The sequence below is a fragment of the Acinetobacter genomosp. 15BJ genome, assembly GCF_000400715.1.
In the GTDB taxonomy this organism is placed as follows: Bacteria; Pseudomonadota; Gammaproteobacteria; order Pseudomonadales; family Moraxellaceae; genus Acinetobacter.
On sequence record NZ_KE007347.1, the window covers coordinates 789,540 to 813,476 of the forward strand.

Below are 23,937 nucleotides of genomic sequence, written 5' to 3' on the forward strand. Positions count from 1 at the left end.
GATATGTGGCGTGTTGATCCACTTACATAAGGAAATAGAGAGATTTATCATAGTTGATACTTATATTATTGTACATGGTGCATGGCACAACGGCCCCTTAATGGAACCAACAGCCGAATATATCCGTTCTCGAGGCCATATCGTTCATTGTCCAACCTTGGCAGGTAATCGCCCCAATGAAGATTGCAGTCAGATTGGTTTAGAAGATGCCATTAACTCACTGATTCAATATATAGAGCAGTATGATTTAAAGGATATTCGTTTAGTGGGGCATAGTTATGCGGGTATGGTGATCTCTGCAGTTATTGATCGTATTCCACTGCGGATTCATCGAGTGGTATATGCAAATGCTTTTGTACCGTATCCAGATGAATGTTTGAATGATATGGCTCCAGCACAATATAAAGCTTTGTTCGATCCAATGGCCAAAGCAAATAACAGTGCTGTGTCTTTACCATTTTCCGTTTGGCGAGAATGTTTTATGAATGATGCGGATGAAGGACTTGCCAGATCTGCGTATAAATGCTTAACGCCACAACCATATCGTTGCTTTAGTGATCCTATCGTACTGTCAAAACCTATTGCAGCAATGGATATTGCGAAATCATATTTGAATTGTAGACAAGATACGGCACTGCCACAGAGTTTATCTTGGCATCCGCGTCTATCAGAGCGTTTAGGTTTATTTCGTTACGTAGAAGCAGATGGAGGGCATGAAACTTTATTTACTGATCCGATCGGTTTTGGCAAAGCGATTATGATTGCAGCACGTGATTGAGTTTTACCGAAAAGATTCCTCAAAATTCGGAGTTTTCTGTCATCGAGTATTCAATATCTAAATTTATAAAAAAAGCTGTTCAATTTTTTGAACAGCTTTTCCGTATACTTAATTGAGCAATTTATTCAGCAAACTGCGGAATCATTTTACGAACATTGGTTTTCGCATCAATCACAGTCATAAAAGTATAAGCACCAATAAATTTACGGCTAATGAACATAAACTCTTTTGGTGGAACCGAGAAATAGCGTGAAGCCATCGACTGCCCAGCTTGTTGCATCACTCGATTATGCAGTTGGCTTTTTTTCCAGTCATAGCGGTCCTGATCATCCATAATATCAGCTGGCATATCAGGATTGTTACTCGGGCAGCTAAATGCTTCTGTTGCAATCAGAAAAACATCCGCCATACCTGGTTTAACATTTTCTGGCATGGCATCAAAGAACTCATAACCTGTCATGGCTTTGACCATTGCATTTTTATCATGGTCATAACCAGCATGAATCAAATTACGGGCAACGCTAAGTAAGTTGTTATCGAATTGGCGAATTGCACCAAAGTCGAGTAATACGATTTTATCTTTAACATCATCACCATTACCTAAACGAACCAAGTAGTTACCAAAGTTCGGGTCGGTTTGCATTTCACCCCACTCAAATAGCTCACGTACCGCAATTTCTAAAGAAGCTTCACCTAATTGGTTGCGGCGCTCTTGAGGCAAGGAAAGCATAACGGGACTATTGACTGGTACACCACGCTCAAAGGTCATGCACAACACTTTTTCAGCGCAAAATTCCTCAATAATTTCAGGGACTACATAACGCGGATCATCTTTCAAGCGCTCAGCAAAACGGCGTGTGGTTGCCGCTTCAATGCCATAATCGACTTCACGATGCATCATTTCACGCACTTCATCAAACCACTGATCAAATTCACGGGTTTGAGGTACCATGCGTGTAAGTTTCAGCATGTTCTTAAACAGATTCATGTCGGAATCAATGGCTTCAGCAACACCAGGGTACTGGATTTTAAGTACCAACTCTAAACCATCTGACTTACGCGTAGCACGATGAACTTGAGCAAGTGAAGCTGTTCCAATTGGCTCATGATCAATTGTGAGATCATTTAATTTTGAACCGAGTTGCTCTTGCAAATGTGTTTTGATTGCAGGCCAAGCCAGTGCAACAGTTTGGTTGTTCAAAGTGTTTAAGGCTTGTGTAATTTCTTCAGGTAAAAAGTGTTCACCGTATAAAGCCATCATTTGTCCAATCTTAACAATTGAACCTTTTAATTTACCAATTTCAGAAACTAAATAGTGTGCCTGCTCAGCCATGGCCTTTTTTCGTTTCTTCTCTTTTTCTTCTTCGCTCGAGAAAATAGAAGTGGCACTTGCAGTCGCCCAACGTGTTCCAGCAAGTAGAGAAGCTTTTGCAATAGATAAGCGACGATCCACCGATGAGGTTTTTAGATTCTTAAGCTTATCGTTCTGATCTGACATGAAAGAAAAGTCCTATGCTGAAATCGGAGGGTTGAAAGCCGAGACTTGAATTGTAGCGGATATTACCGCTTTTGAACGTATTAAAATAGTTCAATCTCTTGAATTATCAGTCTAAATTTGTGCAATAGGGTATCTTCATAAAAATAGCCTAAGTAGAAATTTGCTATTTACTATACAAATGTTCTAAATTTTAAACTGAATTTTAAGTGAAGACTTCTTCATCAACGCAGCTCGATTGCTGTGAATATGTTTCACTAACATCCGTTTTACTTGACTGTGGTGAAATCCAACTGCATATGCCTTAACAATAATAATACTTGGCAGCGTAAAGAAAAAATACTTGGTGTCGTCTAAAGTCGCATCTTTGAAAACGCCTTCTTCAACAAGTATCTCTCTGAGAAATTGTTTTTCAGCTTGTACTGTGCTGGATGATTCATCATCCCAATAATTCTGACGCATTGCCATCAAATTATTATGCTTATAACTCATATAACCATTGAGCCTGTTTATTCCACCGTTAGCCAATATATGAGGTTGCTCGGGTATTTATCAAGAATAGATTTATATCAAAAATAGCCTAAGTAAATTTAAACCTTGATTTAAAAATGCTACACTTATCACACGACCAACATTAAACAAAAATACTGAATTATTATGACACCTGCTTGTAAACTATTGGAAAAAAATAAAATACAATTTTCTATTCATGAATATGAACATGATGTGAATGCAAAAAGTTTCGGGCTAGAAGCTGCAGAAAAACTCAATTTAAAGGTGGAAGAAGTTTTTAAAACCTTAATGGTGACCGATGAAAAGAATTATTTCATTGCAATCTTGCCTGTGCACCATCAACTCAATCTAAAAAAAGTCGCAACAGCAGTTGGGTGTAAAAAACTACAAATGGCCAATCCTAAAGATGCGGAGCGCTTGACTGGTTATCTGGTAGGGGGGATTAGTCCATTGGGGCAGAAGAAGCGTCTAAAGACGGTCATTGATGCGACGGCGAAAACATTCGATAAAATTTATGTTAGTGGTGGGAAAAGAGGGTTGGACATTGGTCTTAATCCTGAAGATTTGGCAAAATTATTGGGTGCTGATTTTTTTGATGTTTTAGACTAGGAAAATAATTTTTACAGACAATGTTTTTTATAAATTGTTGTTATATTTAATTTTTTAAGAATCTGCAAAAGCAATTAGCAATTGAAAAGTTATCATTTTATTTAATGAGAATTATTATTATCTTTTTGTATCTTTATTAAGCTAAATTAATATTTAAAACAAATTAATTCAATAGATTAGATCGTATTTTTCAGGTTCTTTTATGGAATTGAAATAGTAAATGATAATAATTATCATTAGTTCCATCCTAATCACAACCTCCCTTGTGCTTAAGATGTGTTTCAGGCCTAAAACATTTCGAAAAACAAATTAACTCTCTTGAAAGAGGATACCGTCAGATGCAATCACTTGCCAATCGGTTGGCGATGCAACATTTCGTCAATGCATATACGCAAGAAACTGGCAAAGGTCACTTGCTAGATAACAGTCAGCAAAGTCCACAACAACAAGCGTTTAGCCAAGGTTTGACGCTGTTATCAATCCCTATCCATTCTATTCAAGCTCAATGTAATTTTCCTTTATCTTATGTCAGTCGAGTCGGGCGACATCGTTTAGCAGATCTTCCACAAATTATTATCCATGGACAACTCAAATCATTTAGTACAGTTGCAATCGTCGGGCTATTGCTTGAGGAACTGGTGTTTGAGTCTTCTATTCCATTAGATGCAGCGTCTTTGCTGGAGAAGTGGATTCAGAGCCGTGATGCATTACAACAGTTTTTAGCGCAGCGTGAAGCTGATTTTGATGATTTGGTAAAAGCAGGTCAGAATTTTATTGAAACCGAGCAGGCACTGATTCTAGGGCATAGCATGCATCCAGCGCCGAAAAGTAGAACAGGTTTTGTGCATGAAGACTGGTTAAAGTTTTCACCTGAACATAAAGGCAAGACACAACTACATTATTGGCTAGTTCATCAGGACTATATTTCAGAAGGCAGCGCCACGGATGAAAGTATTTCAGTTCAATTAAAAACAGCTTTACAGTGGTATTTGTCTGAAAGTGATCTCAATCTGCTCAAGACTCACACAGCATATAAATTACTCCCATTACATCCTTGGCAAGCCCGCTATTTGCAAAGTAAGCCTTGGTTTGAACGTTTGAAACAAACGGGGCAGTTAATTGACGTAGGCTTACGAGGCTGGCAATTTTCTCCAACCACTTCGATCCGAACATTGGCGAGTTTTAATGCACCTTGGATGGTAAAACCGTCACTTTCGGTGATGATCACCAACTCTATTCGAGTAAATTTAGCGAAAGAATGCCACCGTGGTGAACTCACTCATCGTCTATGGCACAGTGAATTTGGTCAGAATATTTTAAAGCAGTGTCCAAGCTTAAAAGCGGTGAATGATCCAGCATGGATTGCTTTGAAAATTGATGATGAGGTAGTGAATGAAAGTATCTGTATTTTCCGCGATCAGCCATTCCATCCTCAACAGCAAGTGACTTGTATTGCATCCTTATGTCAGGATCATCCAGATAAACCTTTAAATCGTTTTAATGCTTTATTCGCAAAAATTGCAAAAGCACATCATGAAACCGATTTATCAGAAATCGCTTTGGATTGGTTTAATCGTTTCCTTGAAGTCAGTTTGCAACCGTTGATGTATGTCTATCATCGCCATGGCATGGCATTTGAATCACATCAGCAGAATGTACTGTTGGAATTAGAAAATCATTTCCCTAAAACTTTATGGTTACGTGATAACCAAGGTTTTTATTACATTGAAGAATTTGCGACAGAAATTCTACAAGCATTACCTGAACTGAAAGAAAAAGCGTTTGCCGTTGGGCCTAAAGATTTCGTGGATGAACGTTTTAGTTATTATTTCTTTGGCAATACCTTGTTTGGCATTATCAATGCGATTGGTGCAACAGGCTATATTACTGAAGACGAATTACTGGGACATCTAACAAGTTTCTTGCAGGAACAATTGCAGCAATACCCAGACAGTACCTTATTACAGGGATTATTGTTTAATTCAACATTGCCCTATAAAGGTAATTTGCTCACACGTTTGCATGAATTAGATGAGCTGATTGCACCTGTCGAAAACCAATCTGTCTATGTAGAACTGCCAAATCCGCTGCGTATTTCACAGAAGGATGTCAGTTATGCTTGATTTTATTGGAATTGGTCTAGGACCATTTAATCTGAGTCTGGCCAGCCTGCTGCATAATAAAAGCACACTGAACTATGCAATTTTCGAACAAAAAGCTCAGTTTGACTGGCATGCAGGAATGCAGTTACCCAATACGGTATTGCAAGTGCCATTTATGGCGGATCTGGTCTCAATGGTTGATCCGACCAGCCCATTTAGCTTTTTGAATTATCTGCGTCATCAGCAACGTTTATATAAATTTTACTTTTTAGAACAGCCACATATTCCGCGTTGTGAGTATAACCATTACTGCCAATGGGTTGCAGAACAACTTGATTGTATTGAATACCAATCACGTGTTTTGAAAATCGAACCTCAAACCATTGGCTTTAAAGTCGTGGTGGAATCGGAGGGTGTTCAGCACAGTTATTTATGCCGTCATCTGGTCATCGGAAGCGGTAATGTGCCTTACTTGCCTGAATGCTTGGCCAAAGTACAGCAACAGCAACCACAAAAATGTCTGCATTCAGCGCAGTATATGACGCATGCCGATACAGATTTACACGGCGATGTCGTGGTACTTGGTTCAGGACAATCTGCAGCTGAAGTCTTTATTGATCTGTTTGATGAGCAGCAAGATACAGTCAGTCATCAGTTCGACCTACATTGGTTTACGCGTTCTCAGGGTTTCTTCCCAATGGAGTATGCGCCATTGGGACTAGAACATTTTAGCCCAGACTATGCACAACACTTTTATGATTTGCCAACTGAGAAGAAAGAACAACAATTGCAGCAGCAGGCATTGTTGTATAAGGGAATCAGTGCAAAAACCATTCGTGAAATCTATCAAAAACTTTATCACCGTAGCATTGCGGGTCAAAGTTTACAGACACATTTGCACAGCCAATGTGATTTGAAAGATGCTGAAGTATTAGATACGCAAAAAATTCGGCTGCATTTCCAACATCGTGCCACGACACAGGCTTTCCACTTAGATTGTGATTTCCTCGTTGCTGCAACAGGTTACTTTACGCCTGACTTTGGTTTTATGCAGTTGCTGAAACCTTATATTGAATTTGATCATAAACAGCGTTGGCAAATCACTGCGGATTATCGAGTTGTACATCATCTAAATGGCCATATTTTTGTTCAAAATCAGGAAATGCATAGCCATGGGGTCGGTACACCAGACCTAGGTCTTGGTGCTTATCGTGCAGCGACAATTATTAATCAATTGCTTGGTGAGCCACTTTATGAGTTTGGTCAGCAGGCGCAGACCTTCCAGCATTTTGAGCTCACTCAGAATCCTAAAATCCAAATGGCAGATGACCAAGCACTTTCAGCAGATGATGTTTCTGAAAAAGCTGTGAGCCAAAATCACTCTATTTTAAAGAAAACAGAACAGAGCACGATTACAACGCATGCAGGTAGTCGTTGTGCAAATGCACGTACACAAACTGTGTCTGTACATTCAACTTATGAGAAATTGATATGAACTTTGCAACTTTAAAAATTAATCAGCAGCAATGGCGTGCCGCTGGACAGCGTCTCATTGAAATGGCGATTGCAGAGTTTCTATATGAAGAAATTATTGAAGTTAAAGCCTTGTCCGCAGGACGTTATCAGTTAGATTTAGGCAATCGTCATTATGAATTCCAAGGCCACCCATATTTACTTGGACACTGGAATATTCAGGAAGGCTCAGTACGTGATGTAAGTAATGGTCAGCAGAGTGATCAGCCTGCTTGGAATTTACATGAGTTTATCGTCGCAATGTCTGACAAGGCAAATGTAAAGCCATTTACCAAAGCGTATTTGATTAAGGAAATGAATAATACCTGGTTGGCAGAAGCGCATCTATTTAATGAAGCGCGTTTACCAAGCACAGCAGTGCTGACTGAACCTCATTATAAAGTTGAAGGCATGCTACGTGGTCACCCTTGGCTGATTATGAGCAAAGGCCGTATGGGCTTTGGTTATGATGATTATTTAAGCGCTGCACCAGAGCTTTCACCAGAAGTCAAAGTATTATGGTTGGCAGTACATCGTGATTTGGCTGAATTCCGCAGTACAGAGCAGTGGGATGCCTGCGGTTTATACCAACATGAATTTGATGCCAATGAGCTGCAACAGTTCATCCAAATTTTGAAAGAAAAGAACTTAGATCCGCAAAATTACTTTTTGATTCCTGTACATGCATGGCAATGGCATCAATGGTTGGTTCCAACTTATGCCAATGAAATTGTCGACCAAAAAATCATTGAGCTAAACATTAGCCAAGACAGCTATGTCCCAATGCAATCAATCCGGACTTTATGCAATACATCAAACCTACAACGTCATTACATTAAGCTACCAGTTAGTATTTTCAATACCGCTGTTTATCGTGGTCTACCATCAAAACGTAATCTGGCAGCGCCAGCAGTAACCGCGTGGTTAAAACAAATCCACCAGCAAGATCAAGACTTACAGCAAACAGGTGTAATTTTCTTAGGTGAAGTGGCAACCCTAACCATCCATCAACCCTGTTTTGACCGAATAGAAGGTGCACCTTACCAGTTTAAAGAGTTGTTTGGTTGCTTATGGCGTGAAAGTGTCGATCGCTATGTTGATCCATCACAGCAAGTGCTTTCTCAAGCAGCGCTATTACACCGAGATATTTCAGGTCAATCGATTCTAAGCGTGTTGATTCAAGCCTCTGGTCTAAGTCCTTTGGCATGGTTAGCACAATTTGCTCAAGTCTGCCTCAGTCCGTTACTGCTTTGCCTGTATCGCTACGGCTTAGCTTTTTCACCGCATGGTGAAAACACCATGTTAGTACATGAAAATGGTGTGCCAAAAGCATTGGTATTAAAAGACTTCATTGATGATATCAATTTGGTGGATGAAGATTTCCCTGAATTGGCTCAATTGCCATCTGAAGGCGGTTTGTTATTACGTCATGAAGCGACGGATTTAAGTCATTTCATTTTCACGGGGCTATTCATGGTGCATTACCGTTATATCTGTAATGTGTTCTTACAAGATTATCCTGAATATTCAGAACTTGATTTCTGGCAGACCATTTCCAACACCATTGTTGCGTTTAACCAACAGCATCCAGAACTGGCTGAACGAGCTGAAAAATTTGCCATGTTGCGCCCAACCTATACCAAGATTTGTTTAAACCGTGTTCGTTTATTTACCACCAGTTATAACGATGAAGCAGAGCGTCCTGTGCCTGTTTTCCTTGATCCAATTGCAAATCCAGTCAGCCCTGAAACATTGGCTGAATGGTCAGCTCAACAAGCTGAATCTAAAGCGGGTTAAGTCTTTTTCTAAATTTATGAAGGTTCGATATGAAAACTATTTCTCAGCAATTACCAGATTATTTTGAATACCACGAAGATGGCACACAATACTACTTACGCCAAGTGCAATACCCACAAGATATTCCTTTGCTACATCAGTGGATGCATGAACCGCATGTCATTCCACAGTGGCAATTGAATAAGTCGGAACTGGATTTGCAGGTTTACTTCGACAAGATGCTGGCAGATGACCATCAGCGTCTCTTGATTGTGGGGGTGGATGGCAAAGATGTGGGCTATACCGAGATCTATGAAGGTAAGCGTGATCGTCTTGGCCGTTATTACGAAGGTGATGATAACGATCTAGGTTGGCATTTGCTATTTGGTGACAAATCCGTATTTGGAAAAGGATTTTTGCGTCCAACTATTCGCTTACTCAGCTTCTATATTTTTGAACATTCACAAGCGAAAAAAATCGTGGGTGAGCCTGACCATACTGTTAAGCCTTATGCCGCTGTGGTCGCAGAACTTTGCTACGAGACTCAACGTTTAATTCCTATGCCAGAAAAAACGGCAATGTTGTATTACTGCTTTAGAGAGACTTTTTATAACAAGTTTGGTGAATATTACCAAATTTCACAACAACAGCTAGCCAATCAGCCAGCCAAAATCCTGAGTGTTACATGAGCTTATCTATCAATGAGATGCACATCTTGGACATGCGCTTTGCCGCGCATGTCTCAGTGGCAGAATTTGAGCAATGGTTAATGCATATTCAACAATATTTCGAACAAAAAAGAAGTTTTGTGCTGATTATGCAAACCGAGCCGAATACTGAATTCCCCGAAGAATATCGGGTCATTCAGGGGAAATGGTACAAACAATACAAACAAGATTTTTATCAATATTGTTTAGGCCTTGCCCGCATAGCCCAAGATGAAGATGATCGTATTCGATTAGACACGCCAGCTTTGCAAAAAGCCTGGCATGTTCCTTATTTTGTAAGTTTAGAAAAGACCGATGCCGTGCAATGGGCGATGCAGAGGTACTTATGAATCAACAAATAAAACCTGACCAAGATTTTCCAATCAAAACAGTCTCTGCACTGAGTTTATCTGTGGTGGTGGTGTTGTACCTTGCACATGCATTACCGCTGTATTTTTACAATGTTGCTTTACCTGCGATTTTGCGTCATCAAGGGGTCGATCTGCGCTGGATTGGCATGTTGTCGCTACTGTATATCCCATGGGCCTTTAAGTTTTTTTGGGCACCCTTAATTGATCGTTTCTATTTTAAGGCACTTGGTAAACGCAAAACTTGGCTTTTATTCACCCAAATTGCATTGGTTCTGGGTGTCGTTACGTTGGCTTTGACACAATTTGATTATGGTCTAAGTGTATTTGTCATTGTCGGTTTATGGATTTCAACGTTTGCCGCAACTCAAGATATTGCGATTGATGGTTATACCGTTGAAACCTTTTCTGAATCCGAATACCGATTAGGCAGTATGGCGCAAAGTATTGGTGTAGCACTGGGCAGTATGATTGGTGGTGCTGCAACTTTATGGCTTTATCAATTGTATGGTTGGCAAACCGCTCTGATTTGTTTAGCTGCTATGACAGCATTGACCATGCTTGCAGTGTTTCAAATCAAAGAAAAACAGAATACTGAAAAAATTGCCAAGCAAGCGCCGAGTCTGATTCGAGCTTTTAAGCGTCCTGAGATGCTGTGGGCTTTGGCTTTAATTGTCTGTTATCGCGTGGTTGAAGCGCCAGCGATGGCGATGCTCAATCCAATGTTGATTGATCAAAAATGGTCATTGGCAGAGATTGGTGTACTGATGTCTGTAATTGGCGCGGGCATTGGTTTATTGGCAGCAGTAACAGCTGCATTCCTGTTAAAAAAAATTGCAGCAACACAATTACTGATTTGGGCTGGTTGGGCACGCAGTTTGGTGTATGCCTTACTGGGCATCGCGGTCTTACTCAGCTGGTTTAATCAGTGGCATATGTTATTAGGGCTATTTGTTGTGGTTATTCTGGCGATTCGTTATATCGCGATGACCGCTTTATATGCTCACTTCATGCATACCAGCTCTAAGGAACAAGCTGGAACAGACTTTACTATTTTGGTCTGTTTTGAACTCCTGGTTTATTTCATTGGCGGTGCAATGTCTGGTTTTTTGGCCAAAGCATTTGGTTATGGAAATTTCTATCTCATTCTCGCAGCAGCATCTGTGTTGAGCGTTTTGCTCAGCCAAGTGTTGATCCACAAAGCAAAACAAACGGAACAACTCACCTAGGGGTAATTTATGAAAGTACGTTCACTTTCGACATCATTAACGCTGTTAAGCTTAGCAATCAGTACTCAGCTATATGCTCAAACAGTTGAAACAGATGCATCTGTTCAAACGACTGCTGCTGTAACAAGTCAGAAACCAACACAACTTGCACCTATCGTGGTGACAGCCTCGCGTTCAGCACAAAGTATTGCTGAAATTGCAGGTACGGTGTATCGCATTGAACAAGAAGATATTGCAAAACAAGCCGCTGCGGGTAAAAGCACAGCAGATATTTTAGGTTTATTAGTTCCATCACTAACACCAAGTTCTGGTACAACCAGTAACTATGGAATGACCATGCGTGGCCGTACAGTCCAGTATATGATTGATGGTGTACCACAAACGGGTTCGCGTGATAGTTCACGTCAATTAAATAGTATTAGCCCAGATATGATTGAGCGTGTTGAAGTCGTCTCTGGTGCCAGCAGTATTTATGGTTCTGGTGCAACAGGTGGGATAATCAATATCATTACTAAAAAAGGGTCGACCGAGGGCGTTCATTTTGAATCAAAACTCGGTGTAACTTCAGGCGATAACTTTAAAAATGATGCCTTGGCTTATGAAGCATATCAATCTGCTGCATTTAAACAAGGAGACTGGAATGGTTTCCTCGGGGCAAGCTATACCAAACGCGGTGAGATTCAAGACAGTCATGGCGATCGAATTGGGCCTGAAGTTGCTCAGACTGACCGTCAGGATACAGAAACCATTGATGTCAATGGTCGCTTGGGATGGCAGTTCGCTGACAAGCAAAGCATTAGCATTGGTGCACAATATTATAATGATGAACAAGACAGTGACTATGGTGCAGACTATGGACCAGGACTGGCAGTTTTATTGAATGGTGCAAAACCAAGCCAGAAAGCAGTCAAAGGTTTGGAATTAGACAATCAACCAAGAACAAAACGTGCAGCTGTAAATGCGCAATATGAAAATCAAGATTTCTTTGGTCAGACTTTAAATGCAGAAGCTTACTATCGTACTGAAAAAGGCAGATTTTATCCGAGTGCAAATGCTTTAGCGCATGCATCTATTCCTAGAGGTGGAACATATATTGTTACTCAGTCTGAGACTGATATTGATGTATTTGGTGCACGTTTAGCGTTACAGAGTAAATTAAATCTTGTAGATCGTGCATTACATCTCACTTATGGTGTCGATTATGACAAAGAAAAAGGCAAGCAAACCGCACAGCTTTATGATTTGAATACTTTTATTGGTAGTAATGGTTTGAAGTTTAAACCATTAAATAATTATGGTTTTGGTCCAGATGTCGATACTGAGAAGCTTGGTTTCTTCTTACAGAGTCAATTTGAAGTCAGTGATCGCTTAAACCTACAAGCAGGCGTGCGCCATGAACGAATTGATAGCCAAGTGCAAGATTCTGTTCCTTATTCTGAAGCGATGGTTGCAGATTTCGTCCCAGGATATAACCCTAAGACGTTAAAAGGTGGGTCGGTCAAGCATGATGCGACTTTATTTAACTTAGGTGCAGTTTATCATTTAACCGATGCTCAACAAGTCTTTGCCAATTTCTCTCAAGGTGCAAACTTACCAGACGTACAACGTATGCTCAGAGACGTTCCAGCAAACTTTGTAGTAAGCAATCAAACCATTGATCCAATTAAAGTGAATAGTTTTGAGCTAGGTTGGCGTCTGCAAGACAATGCTTTAACTACAGGGCTTACTGCATTCTATAACAAGTCGGATAAATCCTTGAAATTTGGTCCACCAAATTTTGCAATCGAAGTGATTGATACCGATGAACGTGTTTATGGCCTAGAAGGTAATGTGAAATATGCGGTGACTGATGCATGGAATGTCGGTGGTACTTTGGCTTATACGCGTGGTCAATTTAAAAATACCAGTGGTAAATGGCAAGAGTTAGATGCCATCCGTGTTGCACCGTTAAAAGGAACTCTCTATTCAGATTGGCAATTTAATGATGGTCTAGGTTTGCGCGTTCAAACTCTTGCTGTTGGAGGTACAGATAAAGCGCGTAAAGATGCCATTGAGTATGGAAGCCGTCCACCAGCAGAAATTAAAGGTTTTGCAGTTATGGATGTGATTGCCAATGCGAAAGCAGGTCCAGGTACATTAGGATTTGGTGTTTATAACGTTTGGAATGCCGATTATAAGTCTGTATATAGTCAAGCAGTTTCGACAGTGTATGGTGATATTTCTAGTCTACCTGCACAAGGCCGTACTTATGGTTTGAGCTATACCCTCAAATACTAATCTAATCAAAAAGGCATCTGTTTAGATGCCTTTTCTTTTGATGATTTTCATGATGAACAATAATTTAAAGTTTTTAGCGCTGGCAGCTTTGATCAATGGAACTTGCTTTTCCATGATTCTCCCTTTACTTGCCCCATTGACACGACAATTGCATTTATCTGAATTCCAAGGTGGCGTGATTGTTTCAGCAGGGGCAATCTGTATGGCAATAGCATCGATCTGGATTGCGAAAAAGAAAAATCAGCTATCTCCCAACCAACTCGTCAATTATGGTTTTTGGGGAATGACCTTTACTTGGGCTATTTTCACCTTGATTCTGTATTTTGGAACACAAGCGATTTTACCCACGTTATTTATTTTTATCTTACTGGTATTGAGTCGTGCTTCTACAGGCATTTTTATGGCTTTGCCGCAAATTGGTCTGCAAAGCTATGTAATGACACATGCGAGTGAAGCCGCTGATCGTAGCAAGCAGATGGCTATGTTTGGCGCGATGAATAGTTTTGGGATGATTGTAGGTCCGTTTGCAACTTCAGTTTTATTGTTTGGTGGTTTACTTTTCCCGATGTGGATTGCAGTGGCTTTACTTGGCTTAGTGAGTATTGCACTCGGCATCCTGTTTAGTAAAAGTCCGCAAGTTCAGGCTGAGTCATTCAATCCGCAACAAGATAAAGATAATGCACTAGCGAATGAGCCAATTCTGAAGCAAAGTCTGATGTGGTTAACTCTAGGTTTTGTCACTTATGTTGCAATTGTGACTTTAAATATGACAGCAGGTTTTTATATTCAGGATAAGTTTTATCTCAGTAGCCAACAAAGTGCAGTTTATTTTTCTCAATGCATGTTGGTCGTTGGTATTTGTCTAGTACTGACCCAACTTTTAATCGTGAAATTGTTTAAACTCAAATTAAATAGTTTGGTGATTATTGGTTTAGTCACAATGTGTTTTGGTCTATTACTTTCACTCTACGCAACTACAATTTTTGTATTTCAGGCTAGTTATTTTTTTTATGGTATTTCTGTGGCGTGTTTATTACCTGCATTTACCACAGGTGCTGCTCAAGCCGTCTCTCAGCAATCACAGGTTAAAATGGCAAGTTTTTGTACGGCAACACAGGCATTGGGTTTAATTGTTGGCCCCTTACTCAGTACATTTCTGTACCGTTTTAATACCCATTTCCCATTCTATCTATTACTGTTCTTAACCATGTCGATTGGCCTTTATTTTAGTTGGATGTTGATTCGAAAAGAGGGTGAAACCGCATTGCTATTTGATGAATAAAAGGGATTTTGGCTAAAAATGACTCATCTTTTTCCTCATAATGCAAGTATTCCGACTGTTTCAGTTATATATTGCTATGATGAGTCGCCTTTATGTTTATTTTTTGATCAAATTTATTTCATTTATTGACGTTTTGGATTTTAACGGGATTTTTTATGTACCCTATAAAACGTCATAACAAGATAGATAAAGGAGTAAAGATGCTTATTTTTCATGATTATCCTGTTCAAGGAGCGCTTTTTGACATGGATGGAACAATGTTTGATACCGAGCGTTTGCGCTTCCAAACATTGAAACAGGCATCACAAGAGCTGATTGGACAGGAATTTTCAGATGAATATTTGATGCAGTGTCTCGGCTTAAGTGCGAAAGCATCGGAGCAGCTAGCACAAAAGTTTTATGGTACAGATGTTCCTTATACTGCCATTCGTAAACGTGCGGATGAGGTTGAATTAGAGTTTGTGCGTAAAAATGGGGTACCGATAAAAAAAGGACTGATTCAAGTTCTGGAACGCTTAAGAAAATCAGGTTTAAAAATGGCTGTTGCGACCTCAAGTCGTCGTGCGATTGCAGAAGAATATTTAATTAATGCCAATGTTTATAAATTTTTTGATCTATTGGTTTGTGGGGATGAAGTTGAAAAGGGTAAACCACATCCAGAAATCTTTTTAAAAGCGGCACAAAAACTAAATCTACAACCACAACAATGTCTAATGTTTGAAGATTCGGAAAATGGGATTTGTTCAGCCTATGATGCTGGCGGTATCACGATTTTATTTAAAGATATTAAAGAACCCAATGATCATATGCTTTCTAAAGCAAATTTCTATTATCAGGACATGTATGAGTGCCTGAATGCTTTGGATCAATATATTCCTGAAATGGGCATGCCACAATTACAAGAATTATTTCCGCAAAGTTGTAATCAATTGACTGTTGGGATCCATGGCTTTGGTGCAATTGGTGGGGGATATGTGGCACAAATCCTGTCCTATTGGGATGGTTACACACGCCCAAAACGTATTTTGGCTTCAACTCGGAATCGCTTATATTTAGAATCAGTGAACAGTTTTGGCAGCTATAGTATTCGATATGGCCAGTCTTCATATGATGAGCGTATCGACAATCTCACTGTGATTGATGCTGACAATGAACAGCAGATGTTAGAGATGTATATGCAATCTAGCCTGATTGCACTCTGCTTACCTGAACAGGCGATTGAGTCTGAAGCGAAAATGATTGCGAAGGGACTATTGGCCCGTTTTATGTCAGCAGATGCAGACAATAATGAGCCCATTACCTTTTTGATTATTCTCAATAAAGTCTGTGCAAAGTATTTGGTCTTAAAACATATCCGTGAAGCCTTACTGGTCATGACGGATGAAGATATTGCAGAACATATTTTAAGTGAACATTATTTTTGCGATACCGTGGTCAATCGCATGGTGTCAAAACTGACGGATCAAGCCTTATATCGTCAGCTCAATATCAAGCACAATTTATTTAAACAATATCAAAATGATCTCAATCCAGAAACGATTGAACTTTCAGATGAAACCGCTCTAACTGAAAAGCAAGAACAGCAGATTACCCATTGTTTAGAAGATATGCGTGGGCAGTTTCAAACCGGGCAATTCCTACAAAATATGGATCTGATTCTATTCAACAGTGAAATGGATATGCCGATTTATGTAGAAAATCGCAGTCCATTGTTGAGCAAAATGCGTCAAATGATTCTAGTTGATCAGATTTCTGAGATTCAAATCATTAAAAATCGCTTATGGAATGGATGTCATGCCATGTTAGCGTGGTATGCCAGTGCACTTGGACATGACACGATTGGTATCGCCATGGCAGATCCAAAAATCATGAAATATGCAGAGCAGGTGGTCAACGAAGTTAAATTGGGTTTGGCCAATATGATTCCCAACCAAGCCAAAGAACTGGATCGTATGGCGGAAAGCTTCCTGCATTCTTGCCGAGCTGCCTATAAAGATCCTTGTGAACGTGTAGCTCGTGATCCGCTCAGAAAACTCAATCTGAATGAGCGTGTTTTAGGCAGTTTAGAATCTCATGTGCAGCAACAACTTCCTTATCAGAAGTTAATGCAGGGTGCAATTTATGGCTATGCCTATGCACTGAAAATGCTTGGATTGGACGAGATTAAGATTGTCAAGCATGTCCAGACCAATATTGAGCACATGGACATCACTGAAAATCAGAAGAAAGCCTTATTAAACCAGCTCTACCATGGGATTCAGGCGGAACTCAATGATAATGCATTCATGTCACAGTTGGATGAGTTGAAACCTCAGACCGTTTGAGTGTCTTGTGATTATGGCAAAAGGATCTTAACTTCTGTACGGGTTTATGTTTGAATAACGCAACTTTACATATGATGCTGAAGTTGTGTTATTACAAGCAGAGACCCAATTGATTGCGACCGAAATGCGTGATTATCCTGAATGGCATTTGGGACGTTCAGATTATGGGCTTTGGTATATTGAGATTGATCAACCTGAGTTGATTCAATATTTAGATGAAGTCCAAGCACAATTCTCAGATCTATTACTTCCTGCACAACAACGTCAATATCACATTACATTATTTGTTTGTGGTTTCTTGCAGCCTGCCGTTAAGCAATATGATGATGATTTTCAAACTCAACAATTACAGCAGCAGATCAAGCTGCTTGAAGCATTACAGCTGACAAGTTTTGAGCTGGAAATTATGCAGATCGATAGCTTTAGCAGTGCTTTATTCTTACATATCAAAGACCAAGATCATGTGCTGGCGCAAATTCGTCAACAATTTAGTCAAGTATCTGAGGAGATTGCAGCACTCGAATATTGTCCGCACATTACTTTAGGTTTGTATCGTGAAGCTTGGTCAAGTGATAGGGTATTGCAGCGAATACAACAACTTCCTCTAAAAACCATGAAGATTCAGGTCAAAAAACTAACTTTTGGCTATTATAAGGCACAGATTTTACAAGGATTACTATATCCTTATCAGCAAATTGAACTAGGTTAGATATGTTGCAACTGATTTTAGGTGGGGCACGCTCAGGTAAAAGTCGTTTGGCAGAACAAACCGCCAAAGAGACAGGTTTATCGGTCATTTATATTGCAACGGCGCAGGCCTTAGATGCAGAAATGCAGCAGCGTATTGCGCATCATCAACAGCAACGTCCAGCCGATTGGCAAGTGCTTGAAGAACCGATTTTTTTGGCAGATCGACTCTTGCAATGCGATCAAGCCAATCAGTTGATCTTGGTGGATTGCCTGACCTTGTGGCTGACTAATCTGTTATTGGCTGAAGATCCAACCTTGCAGCAACAACAGATGCAAAAACTATTCGAAGTCTTACCACAACTACAGTCTCAAATTACTCTGGTCAGTAATGAAACTGGGCTTGGAGTGGTACCGATGGGGGAAATCAGTCGTCGTTTTGTGGATGAAGCAGGGCGTTTGCATCAGACTTTGGGGCAACTCGCCAATAAAGTCATGTTTTGTGTAGCAGGCTTTCCAATGATTTTAAAAGATGAGAAATAACATGACTGAACAAGCACAATGGTTTTTAGCTGTAGTACAACAACCAGATTTAGATGCCAAACAACAAGCTGAACAACGTCAACTGCAATTGACCAAACCAACAGGGGCTTTGGGGCAGCTAGAACAGCTTGCGATTCAATTGGCGGGCTTACAGGGAACGGTACATCCACAGATTCAACAGCCTTGGATCACCATTTTTGCAGGTGACCATGGTGTTGTTGCGGAAAATATTTCAGCCTATCCGCAAGCCGTGACCCGTCAAATGCTGCAAAATTTTGCCTCAGGCGGTGCAGCCATCAGTGTGATTGCCAAACATCATCATGCACATTTACAGGTGGTCGATTGTGGAACTGTCGGTGAGGACTATGATTATGTCGGTGTTGAACGTCATTGCATTCGGGCAGGCACAGCCAATTTCGCTCAACAAGCAGCAATGACGGAACAGGAGTGCTTAGCAGCTTTACAGTTGGGGAAAGACAGCGTTGATCGCGCCAAAGCTCAAGCTGCTGATATTTTTATTGCAGGTGAAATGGGCATTGGTAATACCTGTTCAGCTTCAGCACTGGCTTGTTTGCTGTTGAATGAGGATGCTGCACAACTGACGGGTGTTGGGACAGGCATTAATAACCAACAGCTACAACATAAGATCTCTGTTATTGATCAAGCGGTGAAGCGACATCAAGCAGATGTTGCTGACGATGCTTTAAAAATCTTGGCTGCGGTTGGTGGTTTGGAAATTGCTGCAATGACGGGCGCTTATATCCGCTGTGCACAACTTGGTTTGCCAATCGTGGTGGATGGTTTTATTAGCTCGGTTGCTGCTTTATGCGCGGTACGCATTCAACCACAAAGCCGCGCATGGATGCTGTTTGGACATCAATCAGCTGAATATGGCCATCAGCGTGTGCTAAAAGCCTTAGACGCTCAGCCCATTTTAAATATGAATTTGCGTCTTGGCGAAGGCAGTGGTGCTGGTGCTGCATTGTCAATGCTACAACTGGCTTGCGTGTTGCATAACCAAATGGCAACCTTTGCTGAAGCTGCTGTGACAGGTGATAAAGTTGCACCTTGATTTGCTGCGGCATGGTGAAACTTCACTCAGCCATACTTTGCGTGGGCATCTTGATGATGCCTTGACTGAACACGGTTGGTTGCAAATGCAATCCACCATTCAACAGCAGCTTGATGCTCAGTTACAGTGGGACGTGATCATCAGCTCGCCCTTGCAACGCTGCCAAAAATTTGCGGCAGCATTAGCCAAACAACTCGAATTACCCTTACTACTCAATACAGAAATCAAGGAAATGTATTTTGGCGATTGGGAGGGTGTTTCGACTCAAACCATTTATGAAACAGCACCTGAATTATTAGCTAATTTCTGGCAATTCCCAACTAGATATCATGCCCCGAATGGAGAGTCGTTGCATCAATTCCAACAACGTGTCATATATGGTTTTAATGAAATTTATGTTCAAATGCAGCAACATAACTGGAATAGGGCGTTGATTGTGACGCATGGTGGGGTGATTAAGTTGCTGACCTGTTTAGCACGTCAGCAAAAGCTGGATGACCTATTGACTATGCCCGCAGAGTTAGGAAAGTTATATGCTTTAAAGCTAACTCAAGTTGACAATCAAATTCATTTTTCTGAAAAGACAACAACTTAGTAGTCATAAAATCTTATTCTATTTCCAGTATTTGCTTGGGTCATGTAATCGAATTGTCATTGCCACTACCTATGATACATGGCATTTCTTGACCTATAAGCAAATCAATCATGAATATATTATTGAAAAGCAGTGTGTTATGCGTGAGCATCTTATTGGCGGCATGTAATAACGACAATCACTCAGAATCGAAAACACTCCCAGAAAATAACATTGCATCAAAATATTATCAGACAAAAACTCCATACCAACCACAACAAGATCTCAAAAAATATGAAGCCATTCCACAAGGATTTCAGCCTGTATTTACTGAACTGGTTGCACGTCATGGCTCACGCGGTTTATCCAGCATCAAATATGATTTAGCGCTGTATAACCTTTGGAAACAAGCCAAAGCTGAAAATGCACTCACACCTTTAGGTGAAAAGTTGGGGGCAGATTTAGAAACTATGATGAAGGCCAATATTCTTCTGGGTTATGGTATAGATGGCATCCGTCAGTTTGGCTATGGCAATGAAACCATGCAAGGTATTCAGGAGCATCGCGGAATTGCTGATCGTTTATTGCAACGACTTCCAAATTTATTCCAAACTGCAGCACAACAACCGACATCAATTTTAGTGCAAAGTTCGGGTGTAGACCGTGCGGTGGATAGTGCCAAGTTTTTTACCGATGAATTGATCCAACAGCAACCGCAATTAAAAGCACACATCACCCCAATTTCATACACCAGTTTAGCCAATAGTAGTGTGCCAACGATTGAAGATGGTGGGGTGGATCGTTTTAAGCTTTATTTTCATAGTTTGAATAAAGATCAAGATTTAGCACAGCCTTTATCCGCACCACAACAAGCGATTTACGATGCTAGCCAAGCCTATCAGCATTTTGAAGAAGATGATGCAGATCTGGTCAATAAGTTAAATGAACTTGCGAAAAATAGTCGTGCTGAACAAGTGGCAAAGAGCGTATTGAATCCACTGTTCAAAACAGAATTTATTCAAAAATTGGGAACCACAGGCTATGTATTTAGCAATACAGGTTCATACAGCGTCACTTCACCAAAAGGTGAAACTATCACTGAAAAAGGCAAGGGTAAAAACAGTATTGCCAGTGCTGTAGATGCTGCGGCCTATATCTATGAGTTATATTCAATATCAGGCGGTATGAAAACTGAATTGAAAGGTGTTGATTTTGATCAATATATGCCTGTAGATGCAGCAAAATTCTATGCTGAATTTAACGATGCCAATGATTTTTACAGTAAAGGTCCAAGTTTTACCGAATCGAAGAATGTCACCAGTGCAATTGCTCAAGGTTTAAAGCAGGATTTATTTAAACAGGTCGATGCGATTGTAGATCAGCAGCAAGCACATCGTGCTGTATTACGTTTTGCTCATGCCGAAATCATCATTCCATTGGCGACCAGTTTAGAGTTGCACGATATGATGCAACCTTTGCCTTTACGTCAAACGTATAGCTACAACAGCAGCGCTTGGCGAGGTGAGGTGGTGTCACCAATGGCAGCCAATCTACAGTGGGATATTTATCAAAACAAGCAAGGCACAACCTTGGTGAAAATGTTCTATAACGAGAAAGAAACCTTGTTTAAGTCGAGTTGTAACTACGCACGTTATAGCAACAACAGTTTTTATTATGACTATTTGAAGCTTAAACAATGTTATCAAATTCAATAATCTAAGATATTCGGCCTTTTCATTTGGGAATAGCTTGCTATTCCCAATTTTATTTCTTCATAATCCATGCATGATGAACCTGATGTGATTGAGAGGTCGCATGACACCTTTTTGGATTGCCTTGCAGTTTTTGACCGTTTTGCCGATTGATTTAAAAGTAATGCCAAGCGCAAAGCAGAATGGTCAGGCACTACTGTTTTATCCTTTGGTGGGTTTATTAATCGGGCTAGTTTTGTTTACATCTGCCATGTTATTGGCAAAGCTTCCGATCATCTTGAGTGCAGCCTTGATTTTAGTGTTATGGATTTGGTTGACTGGTGGATTACATCTCGATGGTTTAGCGGATACAGCAGACGCATGGGTGGGTGGATTTGGTGATCCTGAACGAACCTTGAAAATCATGAAAGACCCTGTATGTGGTCCAATCGGGGTGCTGAGTTTAGTTGTCGTCTGCTTGCTGAAATTTGTGGCTTTATACGTTTTGCTTGAACAACAAATGGCTGTTTTTTTAATCGTCTTGCCTATGCTTGGGCGTAGTGTGCCGCTGTTTTTATTCCTCACAACACCTTATGTACGTGCTCAAGGCTTAGGGCGTTCTATGACAGATTTTATGCCAAAAAAACAACTTTGGATGGTTTTTGTCATTACAATCACATTGCTTTGTATGTTTAAGTGGCTTGGGTTAATTGCCTTACTGGTTTTTTTAGTGATGCTTTTTTATATAAGATCATTATTTATTAAACGAATTGGCGGGATTACTGGGGATACGGTAGGCGCAGCAATTGAGCTGGCTGAAACTGGCGTGCTCCTCAGTGTTGTGATTGCTTCATTTTATATTATTTAAAAAATTGATCGCTTGGGTTGTAGTGATCCTCCTGCAAACAAAAGAATCACCCTAATAATGAATGTTAACGTTTACGCAATAGAACCAAGAAACCCAACACAGCGAGTAAGGCAACCAGTGCCGCAATCGTCCCCAGAATGATATCTCGAAGTGTTTTATCTATTGGCAGCCATGTCCATTTATGCAAATAAGCAAAACTAAAACCTTCTAAAGCATCTTGTTGAGTGACCTGAGCTGCAATCACACCGCTGCTCGGTTCAATATACAGTCTGAGTTGATTCTCTAACCGAGTTTCAACCTTGATCACGGGCAGACGTTTATTGATAAAACCATATTCACCTCCAAAACTTGTCACCCATGAAGCTTGTTGAATCTGCTCTGGCTTTAAATCTAAGTAGCTTGCGGCTAATTGTTTGCTTTGTTTAAGAATATCTAACAGTTCGCCATTACCAGCATCTACAAACTCAATCGCAGGAGCTACTGTTTTAGTCGTGTGGTGATCATGCGCTTTGCTTGCCGCGGTCATGCTGCCTTGTAAAGGGCTTTGTCCGATAGCTTGAATCATCCATGCAGCACGAGTATGTGTCTGGCTAAAGGTGATTGGAACGAGATCTAGCCGTTGAATGGGCTGTGCAGTGACGTGCTGCCAAGCTTCAGTACTTAAATCAGCAACATGGAAAATAGGTTGAGTATTTTTAATATCGGGCTTTTTTTGCCAAATATGATAGAAGCCACTGATCACCCAAAGCAGAATAAATACGCTTAAACAGATACCTAAATAGCGATGCAGAAAGCGGATCGGTTTTTGCCCTAGACGGTGATTGCGCCGATTATGAATGTTAAAGAATAAGCCAATCCCCATAAAAATCATGCACAGTATGCCAATTAAAGTCATTTGCATGAGAATAGTTTGACCTGTCCAAGCTTGATCACCCCACGTCCATGTATGCCCTAAGCGGAAGATTTTTGCCATCCACATTTTTTGATCACTGGAGAGCGTGGCCAGTCGTGCTTGTGAAGGATCAACATAAGCACGTAAACCATTTTGAAAATCAACACGCCAAACAGGCAGTAAACGATTGACGCTCGGATAATCATCGCTAAATGCTGTAATGAGTTGGGCAGAAATGATTTGTTGCTCTAATAATCCTGTGTACCAGATTGCCAAACGTTTTGCATTTTGCTGTTCTGCATTTTCAATGGTTTGACCTGTTTGACTATTAAAATACTCAGCAATATCTTGATGTAGCAGTTGCACCCGATAAGCCACTAAGTTGGGTTGTAGTTCAATGGTTTGTAATGCTGAAAATTGGTCTATCTGTTGCTGTCTTAAAATAGAAGCAACAGGTAAGGCATGTTCCAGATTAAATTGTTGTGATGGGGGCATTCGTTTTACAGGCTGGGGTTGTGTTGCACTCATAATGGGATGCAATACACCCGTTAAGGCCCAAAATAAAACCAGAATGCCGAGCACCATCCCAAAACTACGGTGCGATGACAGTAGTTTTTTGAGTTGTTTGGCATTCATTG

The 23,937-nt window shown here is 40.4% G+C and carries 20 protein-coding genes; 17 read left to right on the forward strand and 3 right to left on the reverse strand.

Annotated features, from left to right (window positions below):
* The first annotated feature begins 10 nt into the window (after window positions 1-10).
* Complete coding sequence (locus F896_RS10385; RefSeq protein ID WP_228130609.1) at window positions 11-778, forward strand: alpha/beta hydrolase; 768 nt, start codon at window positions 11-13, stop codon at window positions 776-778.
* A 121-nt stretch (window positions 779-899) separates the two neighbouring features.
* Here F896_RS10385 and F896_RS10380 read toward each other — a convergent pair whose 3' ends face one another.
* Window positions 900-2,276 (reverse strand): ABC1 kinase family protein, encoded by a 1,377-nt coding sequence (locus tag F896_RS10380; protein WP_016163602.1) that lies wholly within the window; start codon window positions 2,274-2,276, stop codon window positions 900-902.
* Window positions 2,277-2,459: 183 nt separating this feature from the next.
* Window positions 2,460-2,765: a hypothetical protein gene (locus F896_RS10375; RefSeq protein ID WP_016163603.1), complete on the reverse strand. Its 306-nt coding sequence runs from the start codon at window positions 2,763-2,765 to the stop codon at window positions 2,460-2,462.
* Between the two features lie 165 nt (window positions 2,766-2,930).
* Between F896_RS10375 and ybaK the strand changes: the two genes are divergently transcribed.
* The 16 genes from ybaK (at window position 2,931) to F896_RS10295 (ending at window position 22,407) form a co-directional block, all read left to right on the forward strand.
* Window positions 2,931-3,395, forward strand: a complete 465-nt coding sequence (ybaK, locus tag F896_RS10370; RefSeq protein ID WP_016163604.1) for a Cys-tRNA(Pro) deacylase — start codon at window positions 2,931-2,933, stop codon at window positions 3,393-3,395.
* 338 nt (window positions 3,396-3,733) lie between these two features.
* Window positions 3,734-5,518 carry an IucA/IucC family protein gene (locus F896_RS10365; RefSeq protein WP_016163605.1) on the forward strand — a complete coding sequence of 595 codons (1,785 nt, stop codon included), beginning with the start codon at window positions 3,734-3,736 and terminating at the stop codon, window positions 5,516-5,518.
* On the forward strand, window positions 5,511-6,992 hold the full coding sequence (locus tag F896_RS10360; protein WP_016163606.1) for a lysine N(6)-hydroxylase/L-ornithine N(5)-oxygenase family protein: 1,482 nt from the start codon (window positions 5,511-5,513) through the stop codon (window positions 6,990-6,992). The genes F896_RS10365 and F896_RS10360 overlap by 8 nt, the downstream gene beginning before the upstream one ends.
* Window positions 6,989-8,806 carry an IucA/IucC family protein gene (locus F896_RS10355; RefSeq protein WP_016163607.1) on the forward strand — a complete coding sequence of 606 codons (1,818 nt, stop codon included), beginning with the start codon at window positions 6,989-6,991 and terminating at the stop codon, window positions 8,804-8,806. The genes F896_RS10360 and F896_RS10355 overlap by 4 nt, the downstream gene beginning before the upstream one ends.
* Before the next feature lie 29 nt (window positions 8,807-8,835).
* Window positions 8,836-9,474, forward strand: a complete 639-nt coding sequence (locus F896_RS10350; RefSeq protein WP_004799044.1) for a GNAT family N-acetyltransferase — start codon at window positions 8,836-8,838, stop codon at window positions 9,472-9,474.
* Window positions 9,471-9,842, forward strand: a complete 372-nt coding sequence (locus F896_RS10345; RefSeq protein ID WP_004799046.1) for a hypothetical protein — start codon at window positions 9,471-9,473, stop codon at window positions 9,840-9,842. Before F896_RS10350 ends, F896_RS10345 begins: the two co-directional genes overlap by 4 nt.
* Window positions 9,839-11,089, forward strand: a complete 1,251-nt coding sequence (locus F896_RS10340; RefSeq protein WP_004799048.1) for an MFS transporter — start codon at window positions 9,839-9,841, stop codon at window positions 11,087-11,089. Before F896_RS10345 ends, F896_RS10340 begins: the two co-directional genes overlap by 4 nt.
* A 9-nt stretch (window positions 11,090-11,098) precedes the next feature.
* Window positions 11,099-13,366, forward strand: a complete 2,268-nt coding sequence (locus F896_RS10335; protein WP_004799051.1) for a TonB-dependent receptor — start codon at window positions 11,099-11,101, stop codon at window positions 13,364-13,366.
* 25 nt (window positions 13,367-13,391) lie between these two features.
* Complete coding sequence (locus tag F896_RS10330) at window positions 13,392-14,648, forward strand: MFS transporter (protein ID WP_016163608.1); 1,257 nt, start codon at window positions 13,392-13,394, stop codon at window positions 14,646-14,648.
* Window positions 14,649-14,848: 200 nt separating this feature from the next.
* Window positions 14,849-16,972 carry a bifunctional mannitol-1-phosphate dehydrogenase/phosphatase gene (mtlD, locus tag F896_RS10325; RefSeq protein ID WP_016163609.1) on the forward strand — a complete coding sequence of 708 codons (2,124 nt, stop codon included), beginning with the start codon at window positions 14,849-14,851 and terminating at the stop codon, window positions 16,970-16,972.
* Between the two features lie 85 nt (window positions 16,973-17,057).
* Entirely contained in the window at window positions 17,058-17,681 is a 624-nt protein-coding gene (locus tag F896_RS10320; RefSeq protein ID WP_016163610.1) for a 2'-5' RNA ligase family protein, read from the forward strand.
* A gap of 2 nt (window positions 17,682-17,683) precedes the next feature.
* Window positions 17,684-18,202: a bifunctional adenosylcobinamide kinase/adenosylcobinamide-phosphate guanylyltransferase gene (cobU, locus tag F896_RS10315; RefSeq protein WP_016163611.1), complete on the forward strand. Its 519-nt coding sequence runs from the start codon at window positions 17,684-17,686 to the stop codon at window positions 18,200-18,202.
* A 1-nt stretch (window position 18,203) separates the two neighbouring features.
* Entirely contained in the window at window positions 18,204-19,274 is a 1,071-nt protein-coding gene (gene cobT, locus F896_RS10310) for a nicotinate-nucleotide--dimethylbenzimidazole phosphoribosyltransferase (protein ID WP_016163612.1), read from the forward strand.
* Window positions 19,264-19,869: a histidine phosphatase family protein gene (locus F896_RS10305; protein ID WP_016163613.1), complete on the forward strand. Its 606-nt coding sequence runs from the start codon at window positions 19,264-19,266 to the stop codon at window positions 19,867-19,869. Before cobT ends, F896_RS10305 begins: the two co-directional genes overlap by 11 nt.
* Before the next feature lie 110 nt (window positions 19,870-19,979).
* Entirely contained in the window at window positions 19,980-21,563 is a 1,584-nt protein-coding gene (locus F896_RS10300) for a histidine-type phosphatase (RefSeq protein WP_032882195.1), read from the forward strand.
* 100 nt (window positions 21,564-21,663) lie between these two features.
* On the forward strand, window positions 21,664-22,407 hold the full coding sequence (locus F896_RS10295; RefSeq protein WP_016163615.1) for an adenosylcobinamide-GDP ribazoletransferase: 744 nt from the start codon (window positions 21,664-21,666) through the stop codon (window positions 22,405-22,407).
* A gap of 64 nt (window positions 22,408-22,471) precedes the next feature.
* Here the strand turns inward: F896_RS10295 and F896_RS10290 are convergent, their stop codons facing one another.
* Window positions 22,472-23,935 carry a PepSY domain-containing protein gene (locus F896_RS10290; protein WP_016163616.1) on the reverse strand — a complete coding sequence of 488 codons (1,464 nt, stop codon included), beginning with the start codon at window positions 23,933-23,935 and terminating at the stop codon, window positions 22,472-22,474.
* Window positions 23,936-23,937: the final 2 nt, after the last annotated feature.